This window comes from Comamonas sp. A23 (genome assembly GCF_004522605.1).
Taxonomy (GTDB): domain Bacteria; phylum Pseudomonadota; class Gammaproteobacteria; order Burkholderiales; family Burkholderiaceae_C; genus Comamonas; species Comamonas thiooxydans.
In genome coordinates this window covers 21,400-46,140 of sequence record NZ_RSDT01000018.1, presented here as the reverse complement: position 1 = coordinate 46,140, position 24,741 = coordinate 21,400, and the positions used below count along the sequence as shown (strand labels likewise).

Here is a 24,741-nt window from a genome sequence, read left to right as displayed (position 1 = left end):
CCAAGAGCGATCGTCCCGAACTGACGGCAGCCAAGATCATCGTCTCCGGTGGCCGTGCTCTGGGCTCGGCCGAGAAGTTCACCGAAGTGATCACCCCCCTGGCCGACAAGCTGGGTGCGGCCATCGGTGCCAGCCGTGCGGCTGTCGATGCGGGCTACGCGCCCAACGACCTGCAAGTGGGTCAGACCGGCAAGATCGTGGCGCCCCAGCTGTACATTGCCTGCGGCATCTCGGGAGCGATCCAGCATCTGGCGGGCATGAAGGACTCGAAGGTGATCGTGGCGATCAACAAGGACCCCGAAGCACCGATCTTCTCGGTGGCCGATTACGGTCTGGAAGCCGATCTGTTCCAGGCAGTGCCGGAGCTGGTGAAGGCGATCTAAGCCTTGCCATGGCGCCCCCGCAACAAGGCGGTGCCAACGGCCCGGACAACGTTGTCCGGGCCCTGGCCAGAGCGGCACACAAGTATGTGCCCCGGCCCCACCTGGTTCAGAGATTCAGGAGACAAGACATGCAGATTTCCCTTGACCGCCGCAGCCTGGTGCTTGCCACAGCCGCTTTTGTGACTGCCGCAGGCACCGGCGCATCAGCCTGGGCACAGTCCGGCGACTATCCCGCGCGGCCGGTCACGCTGATCGTGCCGTTCCCGGCAGGCGGCCCCACCGACCGCCATATGCGTACGCTGGCCGACATCGCGGGCAAGCACCTGGGCCAGCCCATCATCGTCGAGAACAAGCCCGGCGCGGGCGGCACGCTGGGCCCCGGCGCCATGGCGCGCACCGCCAAGCCCGACGGCTACACCATCACCCAGTTCCCCATGTCCATGCTGCGCATGGCACATATGCAAAAAACCGCCTGGAACCCGGTCACCGATTTCACCTACATCATCGGTGTCTCGGGCTATACCTTCGGTTTTACGGTGCGCTCGGACTCGCCCTATAAGAGCTTCAACGAGTACATTGCCGCCGCACGCAAGAGCCCCGGCAAGATCGAATACGGTTCCACGGGCATAGGTTCCTCGCCGCATCTGCTGATGGAGGAGCTGGCCGAGAACGCCAAGGTCACTCTCAATCATGTGCCTTTCAAGGGCAATGCCGACCTGCAGCAGGCCCTGCTGGGCGGTCATGTGGCCGCGCAAAGCGATGCCTCGGGCTGGGACACCTATGTGAATGGTGGCCAGATGCGTCTGCTCATGACCTTCGGTGAAAAGCGCACCCAGCGCTGGCCCGACGTGCCCACGGCCAAGGAGCTGGGCTATGGCGTGGTCTCCACCTCGCCCTACGGCCTGGCGGGGCCCAAGGGCATGGACCCGGCCGTGGTGCGCAAGCTGCACGACGCCTTCAAGAAGGCCATGGACGATCCGCGCCATGTCGAGGTGCTCAGGCAGCTCAATCAGGACGCCTGGTACCGCTCGGGTGCCGACTATGCGCAATGGGTGCGCGAGGCCTACGCCAAGGACAAGGTCCTGATCGATCGCCTGGGCCTGGCTGCCAAATAGGCCTGTCCTCCAATGCGCCCGCAGGGCCGTGGGGCCCGCAGGTGCAGTCCGCTTGAGATTCGTGAATTCCTGAAACGGAGCCCCTCATGACTGTTTCCCTGCCTTCGCCCGATGCACCCTTCACCACGCTGGCTGCGCTGATCCGCAGCCATGCGTGCCAGCAGCCCGGCCATGCCGCGCTGCGCGACGACCAGCAGACGCTGAGCTACGCCCAGCTCGACGCCCTCATGGAGCGCGTGGCCGCCGCGCTACAGCGCGACGGCGTGCAGCCGGGCCAGGCCATTGCCATCTGTGCGTTGAATTCAGTGTGCTATGCCGCCCTGTTCCTGGGCGCGCTGCGTGCGGGCGTGGTGGTTGCGCCGCTGGCGCCATCCTCCACGGCCGAGAGCCTGGCTTCCATGCTGCGCGATGCCCAGGCGCGTCACCTGTTCCTCGACCAGGCGGCTCAGGACCTGGTGCCCGCAGACACCGGACTGCAATGCATCTCGCTTGACGGCGTGGCGCCGGGCAGAGCCTTCGAGGACTGGCTGGCACCCGAAGGCGCGCAGCCCGCTGCCGTGAGCCTTGCGCCCGAGGCACCGTTCAACATCATCTATTCCTCGGGCACCACGGGGACTCCCAAGGGCATCGTGCAGTCGCATGGCATGCGCTGGACCCATATCAACCGGGGCGGCGTCTACGGCTACGGCCCCGAGGGTACGACGCTAGTGGCCACGCCGCTGTACTCCAACACCACACTGGTGGTGTTCTTCCCCACGCTGGGCAGCGGCGGCTGCGTGGTGCTGATGCCCAAGTTCGACGCGGCACGCTATCTGCAACTGGCCCAGCAGCACCGCGTCACCCACACCATGCTGGTGCCCGTGCAGTACCAGCGCATCATGGCACTGCCGCAGTTCGGCGAGCATGACCTGTCGAGCTTTCAGGCCAAGTTCTGCACCAGTGCACCGTTTCGCGCCGAGCTCAAGGCCGATGTGGTGGCGCGCTGGCCAGGCAGTCTCACCGAGTTCTACGGCATGACCGAAGGCGGGGGCACCTGCATCCTCGAAGCCCATCTGCACCCGGACAAGCTGCACACCGTGGGCCAGCCCGCCGAAGGCCATGACATCCGCCTCATCGACGAGCAGGGCTGCGAGGTCGCTCCCGGCGCGGACGGCGAGGTTGTGGGCCATTCGGCCAGCATGATGAGCGGCTACCACGGTCAGCCCGCCAAGACACGCGAGGCTGAATGGTTCGATGCCACGGGCAAGCGCTTCATCCGCACGGGCGATGTGGGCCGATTCGATGCAGACGGCTTTCTGACCCTGTTCGACCGTCGCAAGGACATGATCATCAGCGGCGGCTTCAACATCTATCCCAGCGACCTGGAGGCTCAGCTGCGCGCCCACCCGGCCGTGGATGATGTGGCCGTGGTCGGCGTTCCCTCCGATCAATGGGGCGAAACGCCCGTGGCTTATGTAGTGTCGCGCACGGGCCAGCCGGCCCGGCCCGAGGAGATCATGGGCTGGTACAACCAGCAAGCCGGCAAGACCCAGCGCCTGGCCGACCTGCGCTTCATCGCCGAGCTGCCGCGCAGTGCCATCGGCAAAGTGCTCAAGCGTGAGCTGCGCGACCAGTACGCGGCGGGACGCTGAGCCTGTCTTCCATTCCACGATGCCCATCACGAGACCTATCCCATGAGTCATGACACCACGATGTCCGAAGTCCGCCGCCAGGTGACGCCCGAAGAGTGGCAGACCCGCGTCGAGCTGGCTGCCGCCTATAGGCTGGTAGCCCACTTCGGCTGGGACGACCTGATCTTCACCCACATTTCGGCGCGCGTGCCGGGCCAGCCCGGCCAGTTCCTGATCAACCCCTACGGCATGCTGTTCGACGAGATCACGGCATCCAGCCTGGTCAAGGTCGATCACGAAGGCCAGCCGCTTATGGACAGCGAGTACGACGTCAATCCTGCAGGCTTCGTCATCCACAGCGCCATCCACGACGGCCGGCCCGAGGTGCAGTGCGTGCTGCACACGCATACACGCTACGGCGTCGCCGTGTCGGCTCAAAAGGATGGACTGCTGCCCATCTCGCAGCAGTCCATCTTCCCGCTGGTGCGCCTGGCCTACCATGACTACGAGGGCGTGGCCCTGCGTGATGACGAAAAGCCGCGCCTGGTGGACGATCTGGGTGCCAGCAATTTCCTCATCCTGCGCAATCACGGGCTGCTGACCTGCGGCCGCAGCGTGGCCGAGGCCGTGCTGGCCATGTACACGCTGGAGTCGGCCTGCCGCATCCAGATTTTGGCGCAGTCGGGTGGCGGCGAGCTGACGCGCATCCCGCAGGCCATCATTGCCGACGCGGTCAACCAGTCGCGCCAGGTCACCAAGGGCAAAGGCGCGGGCTTGGCCTGGCCGGGCCTGCTGCGCCGCCTGGACCGCATCGACCCAAGTTATAAGGACTAACACCCCCTGAGTCGCTGCGCGCCTTCCCCCTCTCTCGCTTCGCGGGAGGGGGACGACACCCTCGCTGCGGGGCGGCCCTTGCTTGGTGTCACTCGCTTGCGCTGTTGCCGTTTCGCAGGCAGCGAACAGAGCTCAGATTCATGGAGAAATCAATGGGAATTCTGGTCAACATCCACCCGAGCATGGGGGCTCCCATCGTCGATGCGCTGCGTGCGCTGGCGCCCGACGTGCAGGTCTGGGCCCATCGCGACGAAGCGCCGGCCGCCGAGGTCGAAGCCATGCTCGCCTGGAGCCTCAAGCCGGGCGTGCTGCCCGCCTATCCGCAACTCAAGCTGCTGTGCGCCCCCAGTGCGGGCGTGGACAAGCTGCTGGCTGTGCCCGATCTGCCGGCTGACCTGCCCGTGGCGCGCACCGTCGATTCGCAGCAGCATGTGGAGATCGCCCAGTATGTGGTCGGCACCGCGCTGCGCCATACGCGCGAGCTGGATCTGTTCGCGCGCCAGCAGCAGGCCGGCGACTGGCTGCGCCGCCCAGTGCGCGCCGGCGCCGACTGCCGCGTGGGTATTCTGGGTCTGGGCGAGGTCGGTCGCTTCGTGGCTGCTGCCATGCAGGCCGTGGGCTATCCTGTCGCGGGCTGGAGCCGCAGCGCTAAGAACATTGCCGGCCTGACCACCCACAGCGGTGCTGAGGGTCTGCAGCAGCTTCTGTCCGGCAGCGACATTCTGGTCTGCGCCTTGCCGCTTACGCACGAGACGCGCGATCTGCTGAACCGCCGCACGCTCTCCCTGCTGCCGCGTGGCGCCTATTTCATCAATGTGGGGCGCGGCGAACAGGTGGTCGAGGATGAACTGCTGGCTCTGCTCGACGAAGGCCATCTGGCCGGCGCCGCGCTGGATGTGCTGCGCGAGGAACCGCCCCAGCCCGGCAACAAGGTGTGGGGGCACGCCAAGGCCTTTGTCACTCCGCATATCGCGGCCCAGGCCTCGGCCGACACCGTGGCCCGCCAGTGCCTGGAGAATCTGCGCCGCCTGCGTGCGGGCGAGCCCTTGCTCAACCTGGTGGACGTGGCCCGCGGATACTGAGACGTATTTCCCTTTCCCTGTCGCGCTGCCGCGCGGCGCTTTATCCTTGCAAGAACCAAGAGACATTCATGCCTTCGACATCTCGCCGCAGCTTTCTTCAATCGAGCGCCGCAGCCGGCGCCGCCATGCTGGCTCCCTCGGTCTGGGCCCAGAGCCCCTGGCCCTCCAAGCCCATACGCATCGTCGTTCCCTACACGGCGGGCGGCTTCACCGACCAGATGGCCCGTCTGCTGCAAGTGGGTTTGCAGAAAGCGCTGGGCCAGCCCATCGTCATCGACAACAAGCCTGGTGCGAACAGTCTCATCGGTGTGGATCAGGTGGCCAAGTCCGCACCTGATGGCTACACGTTCGGAGTGGTGATTGCCGCTTATGCGGCCAACACCACGCTGTATCCCAAGCTGCCCTACAACCCTGGCAAGGATCTGGTTGGCGTGTCTCTGATGGGGATCTCGCCTCTGGTTGCTGCAGTGTCTAACAATGCTCCGTTCAAGACCACGCGGGAGCTGATTGCCTATGCCAAGGCACATCCTGGCAAGGTCAGCTTTGGCTCCTCGGGAAGCGGCTCCAGCGCGCATCTCACAACCGAGTTGATGAAGTTGCTGACGAAGACGGATATGACTCATGTGCCCTACAAGGGGGCCGCACCGGCACTGACCGACCTCATGGGTGGTCAGATCCCGCTGTTCCTAGATCCTCCGCCCAATCTGATCCAGCCTGCCAAGGCCGGTCGCATTCGTCTGATTGGCGTGGCCAGCGACAAGCGACTGGCGGTTTTGCCCGATGTACCGACATTTGCCGAGCAAGGCATCCCCGACCTGATGGGCAGCACCTGGGCAGCAATGATTGCACCGGCAGGAGTGCCCAAGGAGATCGTGCAGCGCATGTCCGCCGAAGTCGCTCGCATCATTCGCAGCCCTGAAATCACGCAGCGCATGCAGCAGACCATGGGTACGTTTGCCGAAGGATCGACACCAGAGGAATGCGATCGTTTCATCGCCGCTGAAACTGCCAAATGGGGGAAAGTGATCCGTGAAGCCAAGGTGACGGTGGAATAGGCTCCTTGGCCTGGTTTGTCCCCGGCAGGGGGGCGAAGCAGGCCTCAAGGGAAATGGAGCGGCTGCCGGGTGAGGTGAACGCAAAGGGATCTCCTCATTCGCCTATGGTGCGAAGTGGAGATGGCTGCATCGTGGGAACTCCTGCCGAACAAGCCCGGGACAGTGCGATGAGGTCTCCGTCAGCTTGTCGGTGCCGTCAAGGCTGCGGAACCTCGCTGGCGGCGACGCGCCACCGCCTCCTCGGCGCCCTCAATGCATGCCTTTCCCGATAGGCTGCGGGCGTCATTCCCACATACCGGACGAACACCCGCCGGAATGCGGAGGCATCCTCATACCCGCAGGCCAGCGCCACGGAGGGCACGCTCTCCAGCGTGATCTCGAGCAGCACCCGAGCCCGCGCGCAGCGCAGGCGGTGCAGGTGGTCCAGCGGGCTGTGCCCCAACTCCTGCTGGAAGTGGCGCAGCAGGGTGCGCGGGCTGGCTGATACCGCGTCCGCCAGCACCCGCAGGTCATAGGGCTGCTCAACGCGCGTCTCCAGCCAGGCTAGGGCGTGGGCCAGCACGCTGGTCCGTGTGGTGGGAATGCGGCGGTCCTGCAGGGCGGCGCGTGTGGCGCGTTCGCGCTGGGGATCGGGCTGCAGAACGGCGGCCAGCGCCGCGGCCAGGTCGTCGCCGAAGGCATGGCGCGTGAGCGCCAGAGCCAGGGGCGTCAGGGCTTCCGGGTGGGAGGCGCTGAGCCAGGGCCTGTCGTCCACGAAGGGCTGGCCCTCGGCAAGTTCTATACCGGCAAAGTCCAGTCCGAATCCGCCCATGAAATACCAGGGCAGGGCCACACGGCGGCCCTCGCAGCGCCCGCTGGCGGCCGCGAACCAGGCGGCGCTGCCCAGCGTGCACACGATCAGGCCCTGGTCGAAGGCTGTGGCGATGCGCTGCGTGAGGCCCGGATGCGCGGCGACGATGTCGCGGATGGATGGAATGTCGGGGCAATGCAGCGTGCTTGCGAAGACGGCATGCGCCGGCCCTTCGGCCAGGGCGCCTTCGGCCGCGTGCGGCATGGCCGGCAGGGTCTGGCCCCTGTCATCGACCCAGCGCCAGCCAAAGCGCGGTGCGCGCCGGCCCAGGCGCAGGCCGGCAACAAGGTTGGCGCTGCGCAGCATCTCCACGAGATGCGCGGCGTGGCCTGTGGCGCTGTGCTCCAGGCAGGGCAGCTCGATGACGAAGGTCCGGGGCATGGCGTTTCTGACTCCTCGAATGGCGATTTCGCCGTGTCTGTTACAGGCGCTTCACTTTTAGCATGACTGCTTGTGCCATTTTTCAGGGTCACGAAGATGCCTTATAAACAGTCCGAGACAAAGCTTTCCACACCACCCCGCATAGGCTTGCGGCGCATCGCGCTGGCCGGCTTGCTGGCCTGCGGCCTGCCGCTGGCAGCCAGCGCCCAGGGGCTGGATGCCCAGGGTCTGGCAGCGCTGGATGCGGCCATTGAGCCGCTGGCGCCCAAGATGGTGGAGTGGCGTCGCGACATTCACCAGCATCCAGAGCTGTCGGGCCAGGAAGTGCGCACGGCCAAACTGGTGGCCGATCACCTGCGCCGCCTGGGCATGGAGGTGCAGACCGGCGTGGGCGGCACGGGCGTGGTGGGCGTGCTTCGCGGCGGCCAGCCAGGCAAGACCGTGGCCCTGCGCGCCGACATGGATGCACTGCCTGTGGCCGAGAAGACGGGCCTGCCCTTCGCCTCCAAGGCCAAGGCCCAGTACATGGGCAAGCAGGTCTCGGTCATGCATGCCTGCGGGCACGATGCCCACGTGGCCATGCTCATGGGTGCGGCCGAGGCGCTGGCCGGCATGCGCGCCAGGCTGCCGGGCACGGTGAAGTTCATCTTCCAGCCGGCCGAGGAAGGCGCTCCGGTGGAGGCCGATGCCCATGGCCATGTACCCAGTTTCGGCGCCAAGGCCATGGTGGAGGCCGGCGTGCTCAAGGATGTGCAGGCCATCTACGGCCTGCACATCACGGCCAATCTTCCCCCGGGCATGGTCGGCTACCGCAGCGGGCCGTTGATGGCGGGCTCGGACAGCCTGAGCATCCAGGTCGAGGGCCGGGGCGGCCATGGCTCGTCGCCGTGGAGTGCGGTCGATCCCATCGTCGCGGCCAGCCAGGTGGTGCTGGGCCTGCAGACCGTTGTCAGCCGCCAGCTCAACATCAGCCTGGAGCCTGCCGTGCTGACCATTGGTTCCATCCAGGGCGGCACGCGCTACAACATCATTCCCGACAATGTCGAGATGCAGGGCACGCTGCGTACCTTCGACGAAGACATGCGCCAGGAAGCGCACAAGCGAATCACGGCCACGGCCGAGCAGATCGCGGCCTCCAGCGGCGCCAAGGCCAAGGTGCGCTTCGGCCCCGTGGCCTATCCGGTCACCACCAATCCGGCCGCGCTGACCGAGGCCTCGCTGCCCGCGCTCAAGCTGGCCCTGGGCGGCAGGGCCATGGTGATTCCCAAGGTCAGCGGTTCCGAGGACTTTTCGGAGTTCCAGAAAGTGGTGCCGGGATTCTTCTACTTCCTGGGTGCGCCGCCGGCAGGCCATGACTTCACCAAGGCACCGCCCAACCACTCGCCGCTGTTCGATATCGACGAGAAGCAGCTGCCCACGGGGGCACGTTCACTGGCCGCGCTGGCCGTGGACTATCTGCAGCGCAATCCATAGTCGTTGTTCACCATGAGCGGCTGAGGTCGCTTGCCTTTGCGATTCGGTGCAGCGAAAAGCATTGGCAAGCGTTGAACGCTCCCGACCAAAGCATTGATTCGCTGGCCGTGGTTTTGCATGGCGATGGGCGTTTTTTGAAACCCTGGAAAAACCGGGCTATAATCACTATCTCTGTAGGGGAGTCGCCAAGCTGGTTAAGGCACTGGATTTTGATTCCAGCATGCGAAGGTTCGAATCCTTCTTCCCCTGCCAAGATATAAAAAAGCCCCGACTGTTTATGCAGCCGGGGCTTTTTCTTTGTCTTCAATGCTGCGCCTGGCTCCCAGGAGAAGCCGGCAGATTGGGCTTGCTGCAGCCATTGATCGACGCGTATCCAATGAGTGCGCCATAAAGCCCGAAGTGGCTCAAGGTCCGGCAGAGAAATTCCAGGTTTCGCAGGAGTGCTTTCACTCTGACACCGGCGGGGGCGCTGGTGTGCCGCCAAACCGTCCCGCAGCTTTGCTGGAGCGGGCTCGATGCCTAGGTGTGAATAGCGTCAACCCAGACGATGAGCAGCGATTCAGCAGCGCGTGGCTGGTCGCAGTGCAGCAGACCTGCGCTATCGATTTACAAAACAGTGGCAATTTTTTTACCTGAGCTTTACAATCTGCGCGCAAATGGAATTGAGATTGATTCTCGTTCTGTTTGTTTGCTGCCAGCCCCTATACGGTATCTCCGTTTCAGCCACAGCGTCATTCGTTCTTCGGCACTTCTTGCCTGAAGAAAGCACCCTGGTTTTTCTTTGAACGCTCATGCTGGAACGCTCGTTTTTCCCCGTAGCCGGGGCTTTGCCATTTCGTCTTCACGCCACGGCTGTGGCAGTCAGTGTGGTCTGCCTGCTGCCTTATGTCAGTCATGCGCAGGAGGATGCCGCATCGACACTTGCGGAAGTGACCGTGCAGGAGAAGGCCATTCCCAATGTCTATGGAGAGTCGAGTGATTCCTACGTGGCCGGCGGAGTCGAGGTCGGCAAGGCGGCGCAGTCTCTGCGCGAGGTTCCGCAGTCGGTGACTGTGGTGACTCGTCAGCGCATGGACGATCAGGCCATGCGCACGCTCGATGACGTGATGAACTACACCACCGGGATCACTCGCGAAGAGACCTGGCTGGATACGACCTATCTGTCCCGCGGCATGAACATCACCAATTTCCGGTTCGATGGCGGTGCTGCCAGCTCCTCTCGCTCGGGCAGTCGCAGCCTGGACATGGCGCAGTTCGACAGCGTCAGTGTGCTGCGCGGAGCCGACGGTCTGTTTGGTGCAGGTGAGGCTGGTGGGGTTCTGAACTTCACCTACAAAAGGCCCCAGGCCAAGCGTCAGACGCAGGTTCTGCTTTCCGGCGGAACCATGAGCAACTATCGCACTGAGCTCGACACCACGGGCGCGTTGAACGAAAGCGGAACTCTGCGTGGCCGTTTCGTGGCCGTGAACCATGACCGAAAGGAAATGGCAGCCCCATCCAAGCTCAAGCGGCAGATGCTGTATGGGGCGCTGGAGATGGACCTGACGTCCAGCACGGTTGCCACGCTGGGTGCCAGCTATCAGAAAGACAGAAACACGGGCTTCAATGCCAGCCTGCCGCGCTATGCGGATGGCAGCGATATCGGCTTTGCGCGCAATACCAACTTTGGTGCACCCTGGAACTGGATCAATCGCGAGAACACCACGGTCTTTGCCAAGCTCGAGCAGCAACTCGGCAATGACTGGCTGCTCAAGACCCAGCTCAGACACACCCGCTTCAATGAGGGCGTGAATGGCGCGGAGATCGAAAGTTCGCCGGATCCCGTCACGCTGCAGGGGGCGGACTGGTGGATTCATCAAGCCAAGTCACGCGAGCGTGAAACCAGCTTCGACATCAATTTGCAGGGTAGCTTTGATGCCTTGGGTCAGCGCCACGATGTGATACTGGGTCTGGATCAGCACCGCAACAGCAATACCAATCGAAGCCTGTGGCCGAGAGTGGGGCCGGCCGACGTCTTCAACCGGATTCCACCGGAAGACCCCGGTTATCCGCTGGGTGACTGGACCAGCGGCTCGCAGACAAAAACGCAAAAGAGCGGCCTCTATGGCTCTATTCGCCTGCGTCCCGTGGAGCGCTGGTCCGTGGTTTTGGGCGGACGCTATGTGCTGCAGGATCGCAATACCCAGCACGACATGAACGGTGCTCTCACGGCAAAGAGTCGGGAATCGAATGTCTTTGTGCCCTATATGGGGCTGATGCATGAGCTGACCAAGTCGACCAATCTGTATTTCAGCACCGCCGAGATCTATCAGTCCCAGGCCGGAAAGTTCTCGGCACCACTGCCGGGGACGCCGCTGGATCCGGTGCGTGGTCGTACCTACGAGCTGGGTGTCAAAAGCGAGCTGACCCCCAATCTGATTGCCAGTGCGGCATTGTTTCGTACCGATAAAAAAGGCGAGGCCGTTTACGACCCCGCTTACCCCCAGACCGATTGGCGCGGCGGTTGCTGCTACTTCCGCGACGGCTTCAAGCTGAGCCAGGGCATCGATCTGGAGATGACGGGGCGAATCACTCCCAATCTCCAGCTGGCGGTGGGCTATACCTACAACAGCAATGAAGACAGACGCAAGGACAGCGCACAGTTCAGCACGGTCACGCCGCGCCATCTGTTCAAGGCCTGGGCGGACTATCGCATGAGCGGCGCTTTGCGCGGCTGGAGCGTGGGCGGCGGTGTGGTGGCGCAGAGCTCGAACTACCGGGCCTCGGGCATCAGCGCTTACAACCCGGCGACGGGTCGTTATGACGGAGCCTGGACGCCGTACAACTTCACTTCCCCGGGTTACGCCGTCTGGTCGGCTCGTGTGGCCTATGCATTCAACAAGGATTGGAGCCTTGCGATGAATGTGGGGAACTTGTTTGACAAGACTTACTACAGCACAGTCGGCTATGCGGGCTACGGCAACTTCTACGGCGAAAAGCGTACGGTTACCGTGTCGCTCAAGGGCCGTTTCTGACGGGGTGTAGCAATGTCGCAATCTGATGGGCTGCGCTCTGACTGGGGACTGGGATCGCGTCTGGCTGCTGCAGTGCTGGGAGGCTATGCCGTCTCCAGTGCCTGGGTGGTTTTATGTGGTGCGATGAGTCAATCTCGTGTGGAGACCATTCTGGGGGGCATGCAGTCCAGCTGGCTCTGGTACGTGGCTGCCGTGATTTGGGCTTTTTCTCCGGCATCGCCACGCCGGATATGGGGCGTGCTGGGCATCGTGGTGCTCGGCATGCTCCTTGGCACCGCGGCGTTGATCTTCCTGAAGGGACGCTGATGCAGCCGGCAAAGAAGGAATCGGGCGCAGGCAAAGGCAGCTTCCGGCAGGCTCAGGCATGGTTGCATACCTGGTGCGGCTTATGGTTCTCCTGGCTGCTGTATGCCGTTTTTCTGACGGGTACCCTGGCCGTCTTCGAGGAGCCCATCACCCATTGGATGACTCCCGAGCATCATGCCCATGAACAAGCCGAGGCCAGGCAGGCAGGCACCGTGCCGCAAGCGCAGTCTTCCCTGAGCCAGCGTCTGCAATGGGGCATGGCCTATATGGAGCGGCAGCACCCTGGCGCAGACATGTGGGAGCTGTGGCCTGCAGACTCCCAAGGGGGCGGGGACTTGCGTGTCTATTGGTTCGATCGCGAGGGACAGTATGCGGCGGCCCAGCTGGACCCGAAGTCCGGAAGTGCCATGGATGCCTCTGAAGCTCCCAAGGTGCGCCAGACATCGGGTGGCCATCATTTCGTGGACTTCCACTATCAGCTGCATGCAGGACAGCTCGGACTCTGGATTGTGGGCATCGCCGCGCTTGCCATGCTGGTTGCACTGGTCAGCGGAGTGATCACCCATAGACGAATCTTCAAGGACTTCTTCACCTTCCGCGCTCGCAAAGGGCAGAGAAGCTGGCTGGACATGCACAACGTCGTGGCGGTGCTGACGCTTCCTTTCCAGCTCATGATCGCCTATACAGGCATCGCCATATCCTGCGCGACCTTCATGCCTGCCGGCATTGCGGCCTACTTCGGCAGCAGTGCCGAAGCCGTCAAGTCTTTCCAGGTGGCGCTGAATGAACCAGGCAAGCCACAGCGTTCGGGTCAGGCCATGCCCGTACCGGATCTGGAGTCCTTCGTGCTGCGCGGGCAGGCCTTGATCGGGCAACCGGTGCGAGCGGTGGTGATTGATTACCCGGGCGATGCAGCTGCACGCATCGGCATCTATGGATGGAATGAAGCCGACGATCTGAGCAAGCGTCTCAGCCCCAGCAGCGGCATGGCCATGTTCTCGGCCGCTACTGGAGAGTTGCAGCAGTTGCGCTTGCCCGGAGGTGTGGATGGCGGTGCGGCATCACTCGCGCAATCGGTGATCGGCGGGCTGCATATGGCGACTTATGGCGGGCTGCCGCTGAAGTGGCTGTACTTCATTTGCGGGCTGGCCGGAAGCGCCATGATGGCTACGGGGGCGATTCTCTTCATGGTCAAACGGCGGGGGAGGCATCAGGGGGAGTTTGGCTCCAGCACCTCCAAGGTCTACCGGATGATTGAAGCCGCGAATGTGGCGGCTATCGCGGGACTGGGCATCGCCTGCGTGGGATTTTTGTGGGCCAATCGTTTGCTGCCTCTCGAAATCTCGCAACGCTCCAGATGGGAGCTGGTGGTCTTCTTTGCGCTGTGGATTCTGGCTCTCATACATGCGCTGCTGAGGTCGCCGCCACTGGCTTGGCGCGATCAGATGGCAGCACTGGCTGTGCTTTGTCTTCTGTTGCCCTTGCTGAATCTTGTGACGACTGGAGAGCAACTTGCTGCATACCTTCTCGATGGCGACTGGGAGAGCGCGGGGGTTGAGCTTTTCGCCCTTGCTGTCGGAGTGGCGGCGGCCGGCGCCTGGGCCTGGATGCGCAAGGCATCGGGCCTGAAGCCCGTGCGAAAGCAAATGGCTCGTGAATTGTCGGCTCGTGAATTGTCGAAAGACCTGCCTGCGGCTGCGGACGCAAGTGCCGCTAAGCAAGGGAGCCTGTCATGACCTTGTGGCAGTCATCCTTGCAGGCCTTTGCTCTTTCGATGGGAGGCATGACGGCTCTGGCTTTTGCCATGGACCGCCATTACGCGCAATTGACATCTCTGGACGAGGTGCCGACAGCGCATCGCATGGCGCTGCGTGTGCTGGGAGCATTGCTTTTGCTGGCCGTCTGCCTGCCTGCCATGCGTGGGTGGAGTGCAACGGTTGGCAGCGTGCTCGTGCTGGGCTTCTGGAGTCTGGGGGCTCTCGCGACGGTCGCGGGGCTTTCCTGGTCGGCTCGACACCTGGCGGTGGCGGGCGCCATGACGGCGCTGCAGGGGGGCGTCAGCTGCCTCTGGTGACGGATCCCTTGAAGCCCGCAAGGCTTCTGATCTTCAATCGCTCCAACTCATGCCGTGGCCATGGGTTTCAGCAGCGACTGCGAATTGTTTTCTGGAAAGTGCAACGTTCATGACGGTGGGACAAATCAAACGCTGGGGCAGCCTCGGGCTGCTGCTGGTCTGTGCTGGAGGTATTGCCTTGTGGTGGGGGAGTCGGCCCAGGGTCGAGTACCAAAGTGTTGCGGTGCAGCGCGGCGATGTGGAGTCCACCGTCACTGCCATCGGTACTTTGCAGCCCAGAACCTATGTGGATGTAGGGGCGCAGGTCTCGGGTCAGATCACCCGTTTGCTGGTCAGTCCAGGAGCCAGGGTCGAGAAAGGCGCATTGCTGGTGGAGATCGACCCCAGCGTGCAGCGCGCCACGGTGGATGCGGGCAGAGCATCGCTGGCGAGCTTGCGCGCCCAGATTGCAGAGCAGCAGGCACAGCTGAAACTGGCCGGCCAGCAATTGAAGCGACAACAGCAGCTGGCCGCCGAAGAGGCGACCAGGCAGGAAGATGTGCAGATTGCCGAGGCCCAGGTGGCCGGAGCTGCCGCACGCATCGACCATCTCAAGGCTCAGATGCAGCAAACACAGGCCAGCCTCAAGGCTGACGAAGCGCGTCTGGGCTATACCCGCATCTACGCACCGATGTCCGGTACGGTGGTGTCCGTCGATGCGCGTGAAGGGCAGACCTTGAATGCGACCTATCAGACGCCCAATATCTTGCGCATTGCCGATCTGACGGCCATGACGGTCTGGACGGATGTATCGGAGGCCGACGTGCGGCGCGTGAGAGCGGACATGTCCGTGTATTTCACGACCCTGGGGAGTGCAGGTCAGGAACAGGCGCGCCGGTGGAACAGCCGGGTGAGGCAGGTGCTGCCTGCGCCGCCGGCCAGTGTTGCCCCCGCAGCAGGCAATGCGGCGGCGCCTGCGGCGGCCACCAAGGCTGTGACCTATACGGCATTGTTCGACGTGGATAACAAGGACGCGGAACTGCTGCCACAAATGACGGCCCAGGTGGTCTTTGTGACCGGCAGTGCGCAGCAGGCCTTGACGGTTCCATTGACAGCTCTTCAGTCTGAGAAAGATCAGCAATCGCAGAGCGTTCGGGTGCTGACAGCCAAACGGCAGCCTGAGCAGCGAAACGTGAAGCTCGGAGTACGAAGTCGCCATCAGGTGCAGGTGCTTGACGGCGTGGCTGAGGGCGAGCGGGTCATCGTCGGCGAAACCCTGATTCCTGGCGGTCTGCGGTGGCTGCAATGGTGAGTGCGATGGAACAGGTTCCGCTGATTTCGCTGCGTGGCATTCGCAAGCACTATGGCGGAGTGGGCGAGCAGCCGTCGGTGACCGTGTTGCACGGCATTGATCTGGATATTCGCGCGGGTGAGTATGTGGCCGTCGTCGGCAGCTCCGGTTCGGGCAAGTCCACCTTGATGAATATCCTGGGTTGCCTTGATAAACCGAGCGAAGGTTGCTATCGGTTTCAAGGTAAGGATGTATCCACGCTGGACTCGGATGCCCTGGCCTGGCTGCGTCGCGAAGCCTTCGGTTTCGTGTTTCAGGGCTATCACCTGATTCCCAGTGAAAGTGCCTCGGAGAATGTGCAGATGCCTGCGATTTATGCAGGCCTGGCCAAGGAGCAGCGGGTGCAAAGAGCCCAGCTCCTGCTCGAGCGTCTGGGGCTGGGGTCGCGCCTGGGCAATCGCCCCAATCAGCTGTCGGGCGGTCAGCAGCAGCGCGTGTCCATTGCACGGGCGTTGATGAACGGCGGCCACATCATCCTGGCCGACGAGCCGACAGGGGCTCTTGACTCGCATAGCGGCGCCGAGGTGATGGCTTTGCTGCGCGAGCTGGCCGATGCGGGACACACCATCATTGTGATTACGCATGATCGCGACGTTGCGGCTCAGGCAAGGCGTGTCATCGAAATCAGCGATGGACGTGTCGTCAATGACAGTGCTCCCGATGGCATTCAAAGCCGAGCAGAGGTTCCTCCGCTGACCCCGCAGCGCAATACCGCAACATCGGCAATATCCTGGGTGGCTGAGATTTCCGAAGCTGCACGCAGTGCCTGGCGCGGCATGCGCATGAACCGGGTACGCACCAGCCTGACCTTGCTGGGCATCGTGATCGGTGTGGCCTCGGTGATCGTCATGCTGGCCATCGGTGAAGGCGCACGGCGCAAAGTGGTCGAGCAGATGGGCACCATGGGAACAGCCATTCTCTATATGGGCAGCAAACCACCGGCCAGCGGTGGACCAGCGGGCCAGATCACCGAAGACGATCTGGCCGCCATGCGGGAGTTGCCGGCGATACGCAGAGTCATGCCCGTCATCGGAGACCCTGTCACGGTGCGCTATGGCAAGGCCGACAAGCAGATCTATGTGTTTGCAGCCAGCGAGGAGATGCCGCTGGTTCACCACTGGAGGGTGGCCCAGGGGCGCTACTTCACGGATGTGGAGGACCGAGATCTGGCTCCGCTGGTGGTGATAGGGCACAAGGCGCACCAGCATTTTTTCCCAGAGGTGGCCAATTCATTGGGGCTGCAGCTGATCATCGGGAGCTCGGCGTTCGAAGTCATCGGCGTCATGAGCGAGCGTGGGGCTGACTCCGGCGCCCAGGACTATGACGACATGGTCTTCATTCCCTATCAGTCGGGGCGTGCGAGAGTCTATCAAGCGCAGACACAGCCCGATTACGTGGTCGTGGAGGCCAGCTCCTCGGAGCAGGTCCATGAAGCCGAGGAATCGATCCACAGCCTTCTGCTGGCGCGGCACGGGGGGCGGGAAGACTTCGGCATCGGCAATGCAGCAGCTCGTATTCAGGCCGAAGCAGCAACTCGCCAGAGCATGGCCGTGATGCTGGGGCTGATTGCGGCAGTTTCACTGGTGGTCGGTGGTATCGGAGTCATGAACGTGATGCTGATGACGGTGCGCGAGCGGACCAGGGAGATTGGCATTCGCATGGCAGTGGGGGCTCGCCAGCGTGACATCCTGCGCCAGTTCCTGACGGAAGCCAGCATGGTGACCATTGTGGGTGGGGGCGTCGGTCTGCTTGCGGGGCTGGGCATCGGAATGACGCTTCTTATCTCGGGCGTACCTGTGATTTTTTCGGTAAAAGCCATGTTGGGTGCATTTGCCTGTGCGGTGCTCACCGGTCTGGTTTTTGGCTTCATGCCTGCCAGGACGGCGGCGCGTCTGGAGCCCGTGCGAGCATTGGCGGGAGAGTAGGCATGTACAAATGGAACGCAGTGCTGGCGGCTCTTGCTCTGGCTGGATGCGCGACAACGCAATCCAGTAACGAGACCCGGGGAATGTCTCTCGATATTCCTTATGCCTGGGCGCAGGAGCAGGGGGCGGAAAACGAACAAGTCAGCGCCAGTTGGTGGCACGGTTTTGGCAGCCCGGAGCTCAGCGCACTGGTTGAGCAAGCCCGGACTCAAAGTCTGGATGTGGCGGCTGCCGTCGCGAGAGTGCAGCAGGCGGATGCCCGGGCAACTTATGCACGTGCGGCCCGGGTACCGGATTTGAACGCAGATTTCGGTGCCACAAGATCTGCAGCGATGGACAGTCATACGGAAAGAGACGCCAGCACTTGGCGAGTGGGTCTGTCGAGCAGTTACGAGCTGGACTTCTGGGGGCGTCAGCGTGCTTTGAGAGACGCCGCAGAGTCCAACAGGCAGGCCAGCGTGTTTGACCGTGAGACCGTGAGACTGACTGTCACTGCCTCAGTCGCCCAGGCCTGGCTCCAGTGTGTGGGCTTGCGCGAGCGCGCCGCGATTGCCCAGCTCAACCTGGAGATTTCCGAGCGGCTCTTGAAGCTGGTCGAGTCCAGAGCCCGTTATGGGGCAGCGACCTCCGTGGAGCTGGCTCAGCAGCGTGGCCAGGTTGCTGCACAGCAGCGTGTTGTGGCCTTGCTCCGAAAACAGATTGCAGACGCACACGCGGTGCTGGCATTGCTGTCGGGGCAATGGACTATGGATCTTGTGAGCGAGACCAGTCTTTCGAATCTGGCGATTCCAGGCGTTCGCCAGGGTACGCCTGCGGATCTGATAACACGCAGGCCGGATGTGGCGAAAGCGGAGGCTCAACTGCTCGCGGCGGATGCGAATCTTGCCGCTGCCAGAGCAGCCATGCTGCCCCGCGTGACGCTGACTGCGGGCCTGAGCTCCGAGAGCGAAAAGTTCAGCAGGCTGTTGGAGAATCCCCTGTCTTCTCTGGCAGCGGGAATTCTGGCTCCGATCTTTGATGCAGGGCGACTTGCTTCGAACCGGGAACTGGCTGCAGCGCAAAAGCAGGAGCTTGTGATCGGCTACCGCAAGGCCATTCTGCAAGCCTTCAATGATGTTCAAACTGCATTGAATGCGGTTGACGGCGCAGAAAGACAGGCGGTGGTTCAGGCGGAGGAAGTGGCTCAGGCCCAGAGGGCTCTTTCGCTGGCGGAAAGCCGATACAAGGCAGGGGCGGACAACTTGCAGACCCTGCTGGATGTGCAGCGTGTGGCCTATCAGAGCCGAGACCTGGCAGTTCAAATACGACAGGAGCGCCTTCAGGCAAGCATCGCGCTTTACAGGGCCTTGGGAGGAGGCTGGAGGCGATTGCCGGAAGGGCCCGAGAGTTGAGGGGCGTAAGCGTAATGCAACGGTTGAGGGCAGCAGGACTGCGTCCGACGGTCGCCAGAATTGGCGTGCTTCAAGTCCTGCTGAGTTCTGCTCCCCATGCTCTCAGCAGAGATGAGATATATCGACAGCTATACCTTCGGGGGACTCCTGTCAGTGTGGGAACCGTTATGCAGGTTGTGGCACAGCTAAGCAGGCTGGGTGTTGTGCATCACAACGGCAGACAGGGACGTGAGTCTGGCTATCTGCTTTTGAACTGAGTGAATCCGCAAGAACGCTTCAGTCTGGGGGCGGCATTCGCATTCATCCTGCAAGCAAAGGATTCATGCAGAAAGCAAGGGCTTCTGATTTCCTTTCTTCAAGGCGATTTCATCTCGGATTTTCGCCCTTTGAATTTTGCCGGCGGCGCCCCTGTGGAAGCTGGACGACAAGGATTACATCGTCCGGAATCCACCGCTTAGCAATCTTTCCTGGGTCCCCCGAGCCTTGGGACATTCAAGCACGCTCTGCTCGAACGTCTTGAGCAAAGGCAGCGACGTTCAGGTCAGGCTCCCATGGAAATCAACGCTCCGGTAATACACGCTGGATGCGCACGCTCTCACTGGTCAGGACGGAGCGCAGCAGGTTCAGCGCGGGCGGTGCGGTGCGACCTGCCAAGCTGACGATGCCATAGTGCGCTGATGCCTCCAGGGAAGGCGTTATCGCGAGCACCTTCAACGTGCCGCTGGCCAGTTGATCGAGCGCGGTCGCGTAGACAGCCAGGCAGACGGTATCGGTTTCGGCAGCCACCTGCAGCAAGGTGGAGATCGAGTCGCAGCGCAGTGTGACTAGCTGGTCGGGGTGCGCAGCCCCGCCGTGGCGCTCGACGAAGATCCGGCCAACCTCCTCGCTAAGGTAGGTCGCGGCCACTGGATAGCGGGTGAGCTGCTGCAGCGACACGGGCCGTGCTTCCTGCAGTAGAGGGTGTCCGGCACGGCAGAGGCAGCCAGCCTCGAGGCTGGGCAAGGACTCCATCGCGAGGTCTTCCGACGGCGGAACCGCACGGGCGTCCGCCACCACCGCATCGAGCTGCTTGCGTTCAAGTTGCTCCAGCAGGGTGGAGGTGGCGCCCTGCGCGATCTCCAGGTGAATCTTCGGATGACTCATTGCGAAGGTCTTGAGCACCTGCAGCATGAAGAGCGCTGCCGGCGTGGTTGTAAGGCCAACTCGAAGTCTGCCGACTGAGCCCTCTCGCAGCAGCAGGGTCGATCGCTTGAGTTCCTCGGCCTCAAACACGACACGTCTTGCGCGTGCCAGCACTACCTTGCCATAGGCGGTGAATTCGTTGCGCTTGCCGACCCGGTCGATCAAGGGGACGCCAAGTTCCTCCTCCAGCAATTGAATGCTCCGACTCAGGGCAGGCTGGGTCAGATGCGTTTGTTCGGCCGCCCGGCTGAAGGAGCCTGTTTCAAACAGGGCGATCAAGTGGCGCAATTGCTGGAGGTTCATTGAGTATGAGAAAAATCAATGATTTTTAGAAAAATAATGCATTTGACGTATTTTTACCAGATTTCTACGATCCCTTCGTCCACCATTGCGACGAGGAAAACTTCCCATGAAAGCCTCTTTCACGCGTGTCTTCCAGCGTTTGGCGCTTATCCTTTTCGTAGGCCTTGTCGGTGGCGTGCTGGCCCATGCGGCGCACGCCCAGCTGCCGCGGGACGGCACCCTTGCGATCATGGTTCCCTACCCGGCGGGAGGCGCATCGGACATCATTGCGCGCACCGTTTCCGCGTCGCTGGCCGAGAAGCTGGGGCGTCCTGTGGTGGTCGAGAACCTGGGTGGTGCCAGTGGTGCCATCGCGGCGCGCAAGGTGCTGAATGCGCCAGCCAACGGCCTTTACCTGTACCAGGGAACGCCCAATGAGCTCATCCTGTCGCCGCTGGTTAACTCGGCCTTGAAAATCAGCCCGGACGACTTCCAGTTGGTGCAGCTGAACACCTATACGCCGATCGTCCTGGTCGCCCGTGCCACTCTCTCGGCCAACACCACGGACGAACTCATCACGCTGGCGCGTCAGTCCTCGAAGACGCAGCCGCTGAACTACGGTAGCGTCGGTCCTGGCTCGCTCTATCACCTGCTGGCCGAGCGGCTGGGCCAGACCATCGGCGCCACGATGACGCACGTACCCTACAAAGGCGGCGCTCCCCTGCTTCAGGACATGGCTGGTGACAACGTTGATTTCGCTTTCCTGCCGTACTACGCCGCCATCGACGGCATGGTTGCTGCCGGCCGCATCAAGATCATCGGGCAGGCCAGCGCGACGCGTGCACAGACGCTGCCGAACATTCCCACCATGACGGAGGGCAAGCTGCTGAAGAACTTCTACTTCACCGTTTGGGGCGGCTATCTGGTCAAGAAGGGCACGCCGCCGGCCGTGCAGACCCAGTTGTTCAATGCGCTGCAGGCGGTCATGGCCGAACCCAAGGTGCGCGAGACACTGGTGGCCAACAGCATGATCGTGGGCAAGCCCATGACGCTGGAGGAAGCCGCGAAATTTTACGTGAACGAAGCTCTCGTCTACCAGAAGCTAGTAAAGGACGTGGGCATCCAGCGTCAGTGAGCGTTTCATACCCGGTCGACTGAGGCCTGGCCCGGACGGTGTGGTGGTGGTGACGGCTACGTGGTGTTAGGTATCACGGGCTTCGGTTCGGCGCTGATCATGTTCCGCTGCGCTGGCTGACGCTGCTGGGGCCGGCCTTGAATCGGCCGTGCGCTGGTGCGCCGCGTCGAGGTGCTGCGGCGACTGAGCGGAGTTGGGTGTATGTCCTGTTGATGGCAATGGTCTGCTGCTGTTTGAGCAGGCCTGCGCCAAATCGTTTTGAACAGCGAGGAGCGTAGATGGAACTGTGGCAGATGGATGCCGCCGAGCTGGCAGCGCGGATCGCACGGTGCGAAGTGTCGTGCGTGGAGAGTGTGGAGAGTTGCCTTGACCGTATCTCCAAAGTCAACCCTTTGCTCAACGCGATCGTCGATGCTGACGATGCACAGGCCTTGGAAGAGGCGAGGGCTGCAGACGTGCGGCTGGCGCGCGGCGAGGCGCTCGGACCTCTGCATGGTGTACCGGTGACCATCAAGGTAAATGCCGACCAGAGGGGCTTTGCCACGACCAACGGCATTCCCGCCAACCGGGACCTGGTGGCCGATGCCGACAGTGCGGTGGTTGCCAATCTGCGCCGGGCCGGCGCCATTCCAATAGGGCGTACCAACACTCCGGCGTTTTCCATGCGTTGGTTCACCGACAACGATCTGCATGGCCGCACCCTGAACCCGCACAATGCCGACCTTACGCCTGGCGGCTCCAGCGGCGGCGCTGCGGTGGCGGTGGCAGCCGGTATGGGTCCCATCGCGCATGGCAACGACGTAGGCGGCTCGATTCGCTATCCGGCCTATGCGTGCGGTGTGTACGGCCTTAGGCCCACCGTCGGCCGCGTTCCGGCGTTCAACCCGGCGAGCACGGTCGAGCGACCGATCAGCTTCTTCCTGAATTCGGTTCAGGGTCCGCTAGCGCGCAGCGTGGCTGACATCCGGCTGGCGCTGCAGGCCATGTCGACGCGCGACGTGCGCGATCCGCAATGGGTGCCGGTGGCACCGGCTGGTGTCGGCATCTCCGCGCCCTGCCGCGTCGCGCTCTGCCTGGAGGCACCCGGCTATCGCGCTGCACCCGCCGTTGAGCAGGCGCTGAGGCGCGCGGCGCAGATGCTCGCCGACGCAGGCTATGACGTGGTAGAGGCCGCGCCCCCGCGGCTGCGCGAAGCCGCCGACGCCTGGCTGCAGCTCACTACGCACGAGGTGGACGAGATGCTGGGCGATGCCGTGGCCACCAGTGGTGACTCCGCCGTTCAGCTGGCGCACGCCGCAATGCATGCGTTGGTGCCGGGACTTGGCATGAAGGACTACCTGCGCATGCAAGGCTTGCGTGTGGCGCTGCAGCGCGAGTGGGCGGTGTTTCTGCAGCGCTACCCGCTGCTGCTGTGCCCGGTGTCTTGGCAGACTCCTTTCGCCGTCGATGGGGATCTGAAGGGGGCCGAGGTCATGCGCACACTGGTGGATGCGCAAAGCATGCTGCTGTCCACGGCCATCCTGGCTCTGCCGGGCCTGACGGTGCCTATGGGACTGGCGCCGACCGGCCCCACCGGGGTCCAACTGGTGGCAGGACGCTTCGAGGAAGAGCGCTGCCTTGGTGCAGCTGAGCAGATCGAACGGCGCCGGGGGCCCGTCGCCGTGTCCCGATGGCAGCAGTAGGTCGCCAGCCTGCGGACGGTCGACCAGGTGCGGACCATCGCGCGGCGCAGCTTGAGCGCCAACGCTGATGACCAGTTCCGCTTTGGAGACATCCACGCCGATAAAACTTGTTTGCATAACGGCACCTCCAACAAGGACAATGGCTTCGTTGGGGCCTGCTCCACCCAGGTACGTTGGCTTGCCTTCAGATCGGCAGCATGCAGCCAAAGGCTGCATGCTGCTCAGTTCCTTATCGACGCTATAAGGTGGTATGGGAGGGGTCTAACACGGTCGATCTGCGCAAACAGCCGATAGCGGCTCTGGTCCCTCACCCCGACACCTGTAAACATACAGGCCGCTCTTAATCTTGCGACAGGCGTTCAAGTTCCTGGACCCTGTAGGCCTGTGGGCTCACGCCCAAGTGCTTGCGAAAGAATCGACCAAAATAACTCTCATCCTCGAAGCCAAGACCGTCGGCGATCTGCTTGATGCTTGCGTTGGTATAGATCAGTTCGCGCTGGGCTTCGATGAGCACGCGCTCGTTGATCAGATCGATACTGGATTTACCCAAGCTTTCGCGGGTGAGCCGGGAAAGTTGACCCGGGCTGATGCCTAGCTGTTCAGCATATTGCGCGACGCTCCAGCGGTGGCGTATGTGCTCGTCGATTAGGTTTCTTAACTTCTCCAACTGTAAGGTCTTGCGTGAAAGCGCCGGCCAGATAGCGGGCTCCAGCGTTTCATTGAGCCGCGCGACCTGTACTAGCAGCGTGGTAATGAGTGACAGGCCAGCAGCGACTTGGCCAGTGGCGGCCAGGCGCCATTCGCGCTCTATGCTCAGATACAGCGGCATCAGACCTGCAGTGTAGCGGCCTTGCTCAGGCAGGTTGATGGCCAGTGGCTTGCGCAGTGTGCTCAGCAGCTCGGGCATGACAATCCGCGCCATGGCTTCCAGCGGCTTTTGTGCCGCCGTCACTACTACGCCGTTGACCTGGGGGTTGAACTCGAAGCCATGTACGCGCCCCGCCGGCACCACGACCAGGGCCGGCGCGCGTAGATGCCAGCGCGCGTCGTCCAGCAAGGCGTTGCCCTGACCCTCAGTCATGAGCAGGATCTGGATTAGCGACTGGTGCTCGTGGGGGTCGATCTCCCAATCGTACAGTGGGGAGCGCTCAGGTATCCACTCGAAGTTGAACATGTTGCTGCCGCCCGCCGGTGCGTTGTCGCCATACATTGCGTAGTTGGGGATACGGCGCGTGCGGTTGCTGGATGGAGGGTGACGTTGCATGCATGAAATGTCCTAGCCAATGCGCAGTCAGACTTATAGGGATTACCCGTTATGAACTGGCTATGCACGAAAAGTCCGGTTCTTTGCATGAATTGTCAAAGGACTTAGTGCGCCGGGACTTAGAGAATGCGGCTCTTCGGATTCAAGGGGAGTCGTTATGACAATGGAAAAGAATCAGACCGGTAGGCTGAAACTACAGCACCAGGTTTGCGTGGTAACGGGCGCCGCCAGCAAGTCATGCCGCTGCAGTATCCCCAAGGGGTTGGGGAGGGTCTTCCTATGGAATAAGCCACTCTAAGTCTCCCACCTTCTTCCTTACGACTTGCGCACACCCGATTCGAGCAAGACGTTTACCCGATGGAAACGTTCTTTG

The 24,741-nt window shown here is 62.6% G+C and carries 20 protein-coding genes and 1 tRNA gene; 18 read left to right on the top strand and 3 right to left on the bottom strand.

Features of this window, described 5'->3' with window-relative positions; all coding sequences use genetic code 11:
- The 6 genes from EIC84_RS24380 to EIC84_RS24355 all read left to right on the top strand — a co-directional run.
- A partial coding sequence (locus EIC84_RS24380) for an electron transfer flavoprotein subunit alpha/FixB family protein (RefSeq protein ID WP_205699881.1) occupies positions 1-383 on the top strand: 383 nt, incomplete at its 5' end.
- A gap of 128 nt (positions 384-511) precedes the next feature.
- Positions 512-1,498: a tripartite tricarboxylate transporter substrate binding protein gene (locus EIC84_RS24375; protein ID WP_003063656.1), complete on the top strand. Its 987-nt coding sequence runs from the start codon at positions 512-514 to the stop codon at positions 1,496-1,498.
- Positions 1,499-1,584: 86 nt separating this feature from the next.
- Positions 1,585-3,129 carry a class I adenylate-forming enzyme family protein gene (locus EIC84_RS24370; RefSeq protein WP_003063659.1) on the top strand — a complete coding sequence of 515 codons (1,545 nt, stop codon included), beginning with the start codon at positions 1,585-1,587 and terminating at the stop codon, positions 3,127-3,129.
- A gap of 42 nt (positions 3,130-3,171) precedes the next feature.
- Complete coding sequence (locus tag EIC84_RS24365) at positions 3,172-3,942, top strand: class II aldolase/adducin family protein (RefSeq protein WP_003063661.1); 771 nt, start codon at positions 3,172-3,174, stop codon at positions 3,940-3,942.
- Positions 3,943-4,094: 152 nt separating this feature from the next.
- A complete protein-coding gene (locus EIC84_RS24360; protein ID WP_003063662.1) occupies positions 4,095-5,024 on the top strand; it encodes a glyoxylate/hydroxypyruvate reductase A in 930 nt (309 codons plus the stop codon).
- Positions 5,025-5,092: 68 nt separating this feature from the next.
- Positions 5,093-6,079, top strand: coding sequence for a tripartite tricarboxylate transporter substrate binding protein (locus EIC84_RS24355; RefSeq protein ID WP_003063664.1), 987 nt, complete (start codon positions 5,093-5,095; stop codon positions 6,077-6,079).
- A 196-nt stretch (positions 6,080-6,275) separates the two neighbouring features.
- Here EIC84_RS24355 and EIC84_RS24350 read toward each other — a convergent pair whose 3' ends face one another.
- Positions 6,276-7,310, bottom strand: coding sequence for a GlxA family transcriptional regulator (locus EIC84_RS24350; protein WP_003063665.1), 1,035 nt, complete (start codon positions 7,308-7,310; stop codon positions 6,276-6,278).
- 96 nt (positions 7,311-7,406) lie between these two features.
- Between EIC84_RS24350 and EIC84_RS24345 the strand changes: the two genes are divergently transcribed.
- The 10 genes from EIC84_RS24345 to EIC84_RS26630 all read left to right on the top strand — a co-directional run bounded on the left by EIC84_RS24345 (position 7,407) and on the right by EIC84_RS26630 (position 19,080).
- Positions 7,407-8,783, top strand: coding sequence for an amidohydrolase (locus EIC84_RS24345; RefSeq protein WP_034361716.1), 1,377 nt, complete (start codon positions 7,407-7,409; stop codon positions 8,781-8,783).
- Positions 8,784-8,958: 175 nt separating this feature from the next.
- Positions 8,959-9,035 (top strand) — tRNA-Gln (locus tag EIC84_RS24340).
- Between the two features lie 539 nt (positions 9,036-9,574).
- On the top strand, positions 9,575-11,797 hold the full coding sequence (locus EIC84_RS24335; protein WP_003063667.1) for a TonB-dependent siderophore receptor: 2,223 nt from the start codon (positions 9,575-9,577) through the stop codon (positions 11,795-11,797).
- A 12-nt stretch (positions 11,798-11,809) separates the two neighbouring features.
- Positions 11,810-12,103 (top strand): hypothetical protein, encoded by a 294-nt coding sequence (locus tag EIC84_RS24330; protein ID WP_003063670.1) that lies wholly within the window; start codon positions 11,810-11,812, stop codon positions 12,101-12,103.
- The gene (locus EIC84_RS24325) at positions 12,103-13,839 is read left to right on the top strand and encodes a PepSY domain-containing protein (protein ID WP_003063672.1); all 1,737 of its coding nucleotides are present in this window, start codon (positions 12,103-12,105) and stop codon (positions 13,837-13,839) included. Before EIC84_RS24330 ends, EIC84_RS24325 begins: the two co-directional genes overlap by 1 nt.
- On the top strand, positions 13,836-14,177 hold the full coding sequence (locus EIC84_RS24320; RefSeq protein WP_003063673.1) for a DUF3325 domain-containing protein: 342 nt from the start codon (positions 13,836-13,838) through the stop codon (positions 14,175-14,177). Before EIC84_RS24325 ends, EIC84_RS24320 begins: the two co-directional genes overlap by 4 nt.
- 109 nt (positions 14,178-14,286) lie before the next feature.
- Positions 14,287-15,468, top strand: coding sequence for an efflux RND transporter periplasmic adaptor subunit (locus tag EIC84_RS24315; protein WP_003063676.1), 1,182 nt, complete (start codon positions 14,287-14,289; stop codon positions 15,466-15,468).
- 5 nt (positions 15,469-15,473) lie between these two features.
- Positions 15,474-17,432 (top strand): ABC transporter permease, encoded by a 1,959-nt coding sequence (locus EIC84_RS24310; protein ID WP_003063678.1) that lies wholly within the window; start codon positions 15,474-15,476, stop codon positions 17,430-17,432.
- Between the two features lie 2 nt (positions 17,433-17,434).
- Positions 17,435-18,823 carry an efflux transporter outer membrane subunit gene (locus tag EIC84_RS24305; protein WP_003063680.1) on the top strand — a complete coding sequence of 463 codons (1,389 nt, stop codon included), beginning with the start codon at positions 17,435-17,437 and terminating at the stop codon, positions 18,821-18,823.
- A 14-nt stretch (positions 18,824-18,837) separates the two neighbouring features.
- A complete protein-coding gene (locus EIC84_RS26630) occupies positions 18,838-19,080 on the top strand; it encodes a transcriptional repressor (RefSeq protein WP_080554117.1) in 243 nt (80 codons plus the stop codon).
- Between the two features lie 301 nt (positions 19,081-19,381).
- Here the strand turns inward: EIC84_RS26630 and EIC84_RS24295 are convergent, their stop codons facing one another.
- Positions 19,382-20,308 (bottom strand): LysR family transcriptional regulator, encoded by a 927-nt coding sequence (locus tag EIC84_RS24295; RefSeq protein ID WP_003063682.1) that lies wholly within the window; start codon positions 20,306-20,308, stop codon positions 19,382-19,384.
- Between the two features lie 106 nt (positions 20,309-20,414).
- Between EIC84_RS24295 and EIC84_RS24290 the strand changes: the two genes are divergently transcribed.
- Both EIC84_RS24290 and EIC84_RS24285 read left to right on the top strand, forming a co-directional pair.
- A complete protein-coding gene (locus EIC84_RS24290) occupies positions 20,415-21,422 on the top strand; it encodes a tripartite tricarboxylate transporter substrate binding protein (RefSeq protein WP_003063684.1) in 1,008 nt (335 codons plus the stop codon).
- A 278-nt stretch (positions 21,423-21,700) separates the two neighbouring features.
- A complete protein-coding gene (locus tag EIC84_RS24285; protein WP_003063686.1) occupies positions 21,701-23,104 on the top strand; it encodes an amidase family protein in 1,404 nt (467 codons plus the stop codon).
- A gap of 340 nt (positions 23,105-23,444) precedes the next feature.
- Here EIC84_RS24285 and EIC84_RS24280 read toward each other — a convergent pair whose 3' ends face one another.
- Positions 23,445-24,368 (bottom strand): helix-turn-helix domain-containing protein, encoded by a 924-nt coding sequence (locus EIC84_RS24280; RefSeq protein WP_003063688.1) that lies wholly within the window; start codon positions 24,366-24,368, stop codon positions 23,445-23,447.
- Between the last annotated feature and the right edge of the window lie 373 nt (positions 24,369-24,741).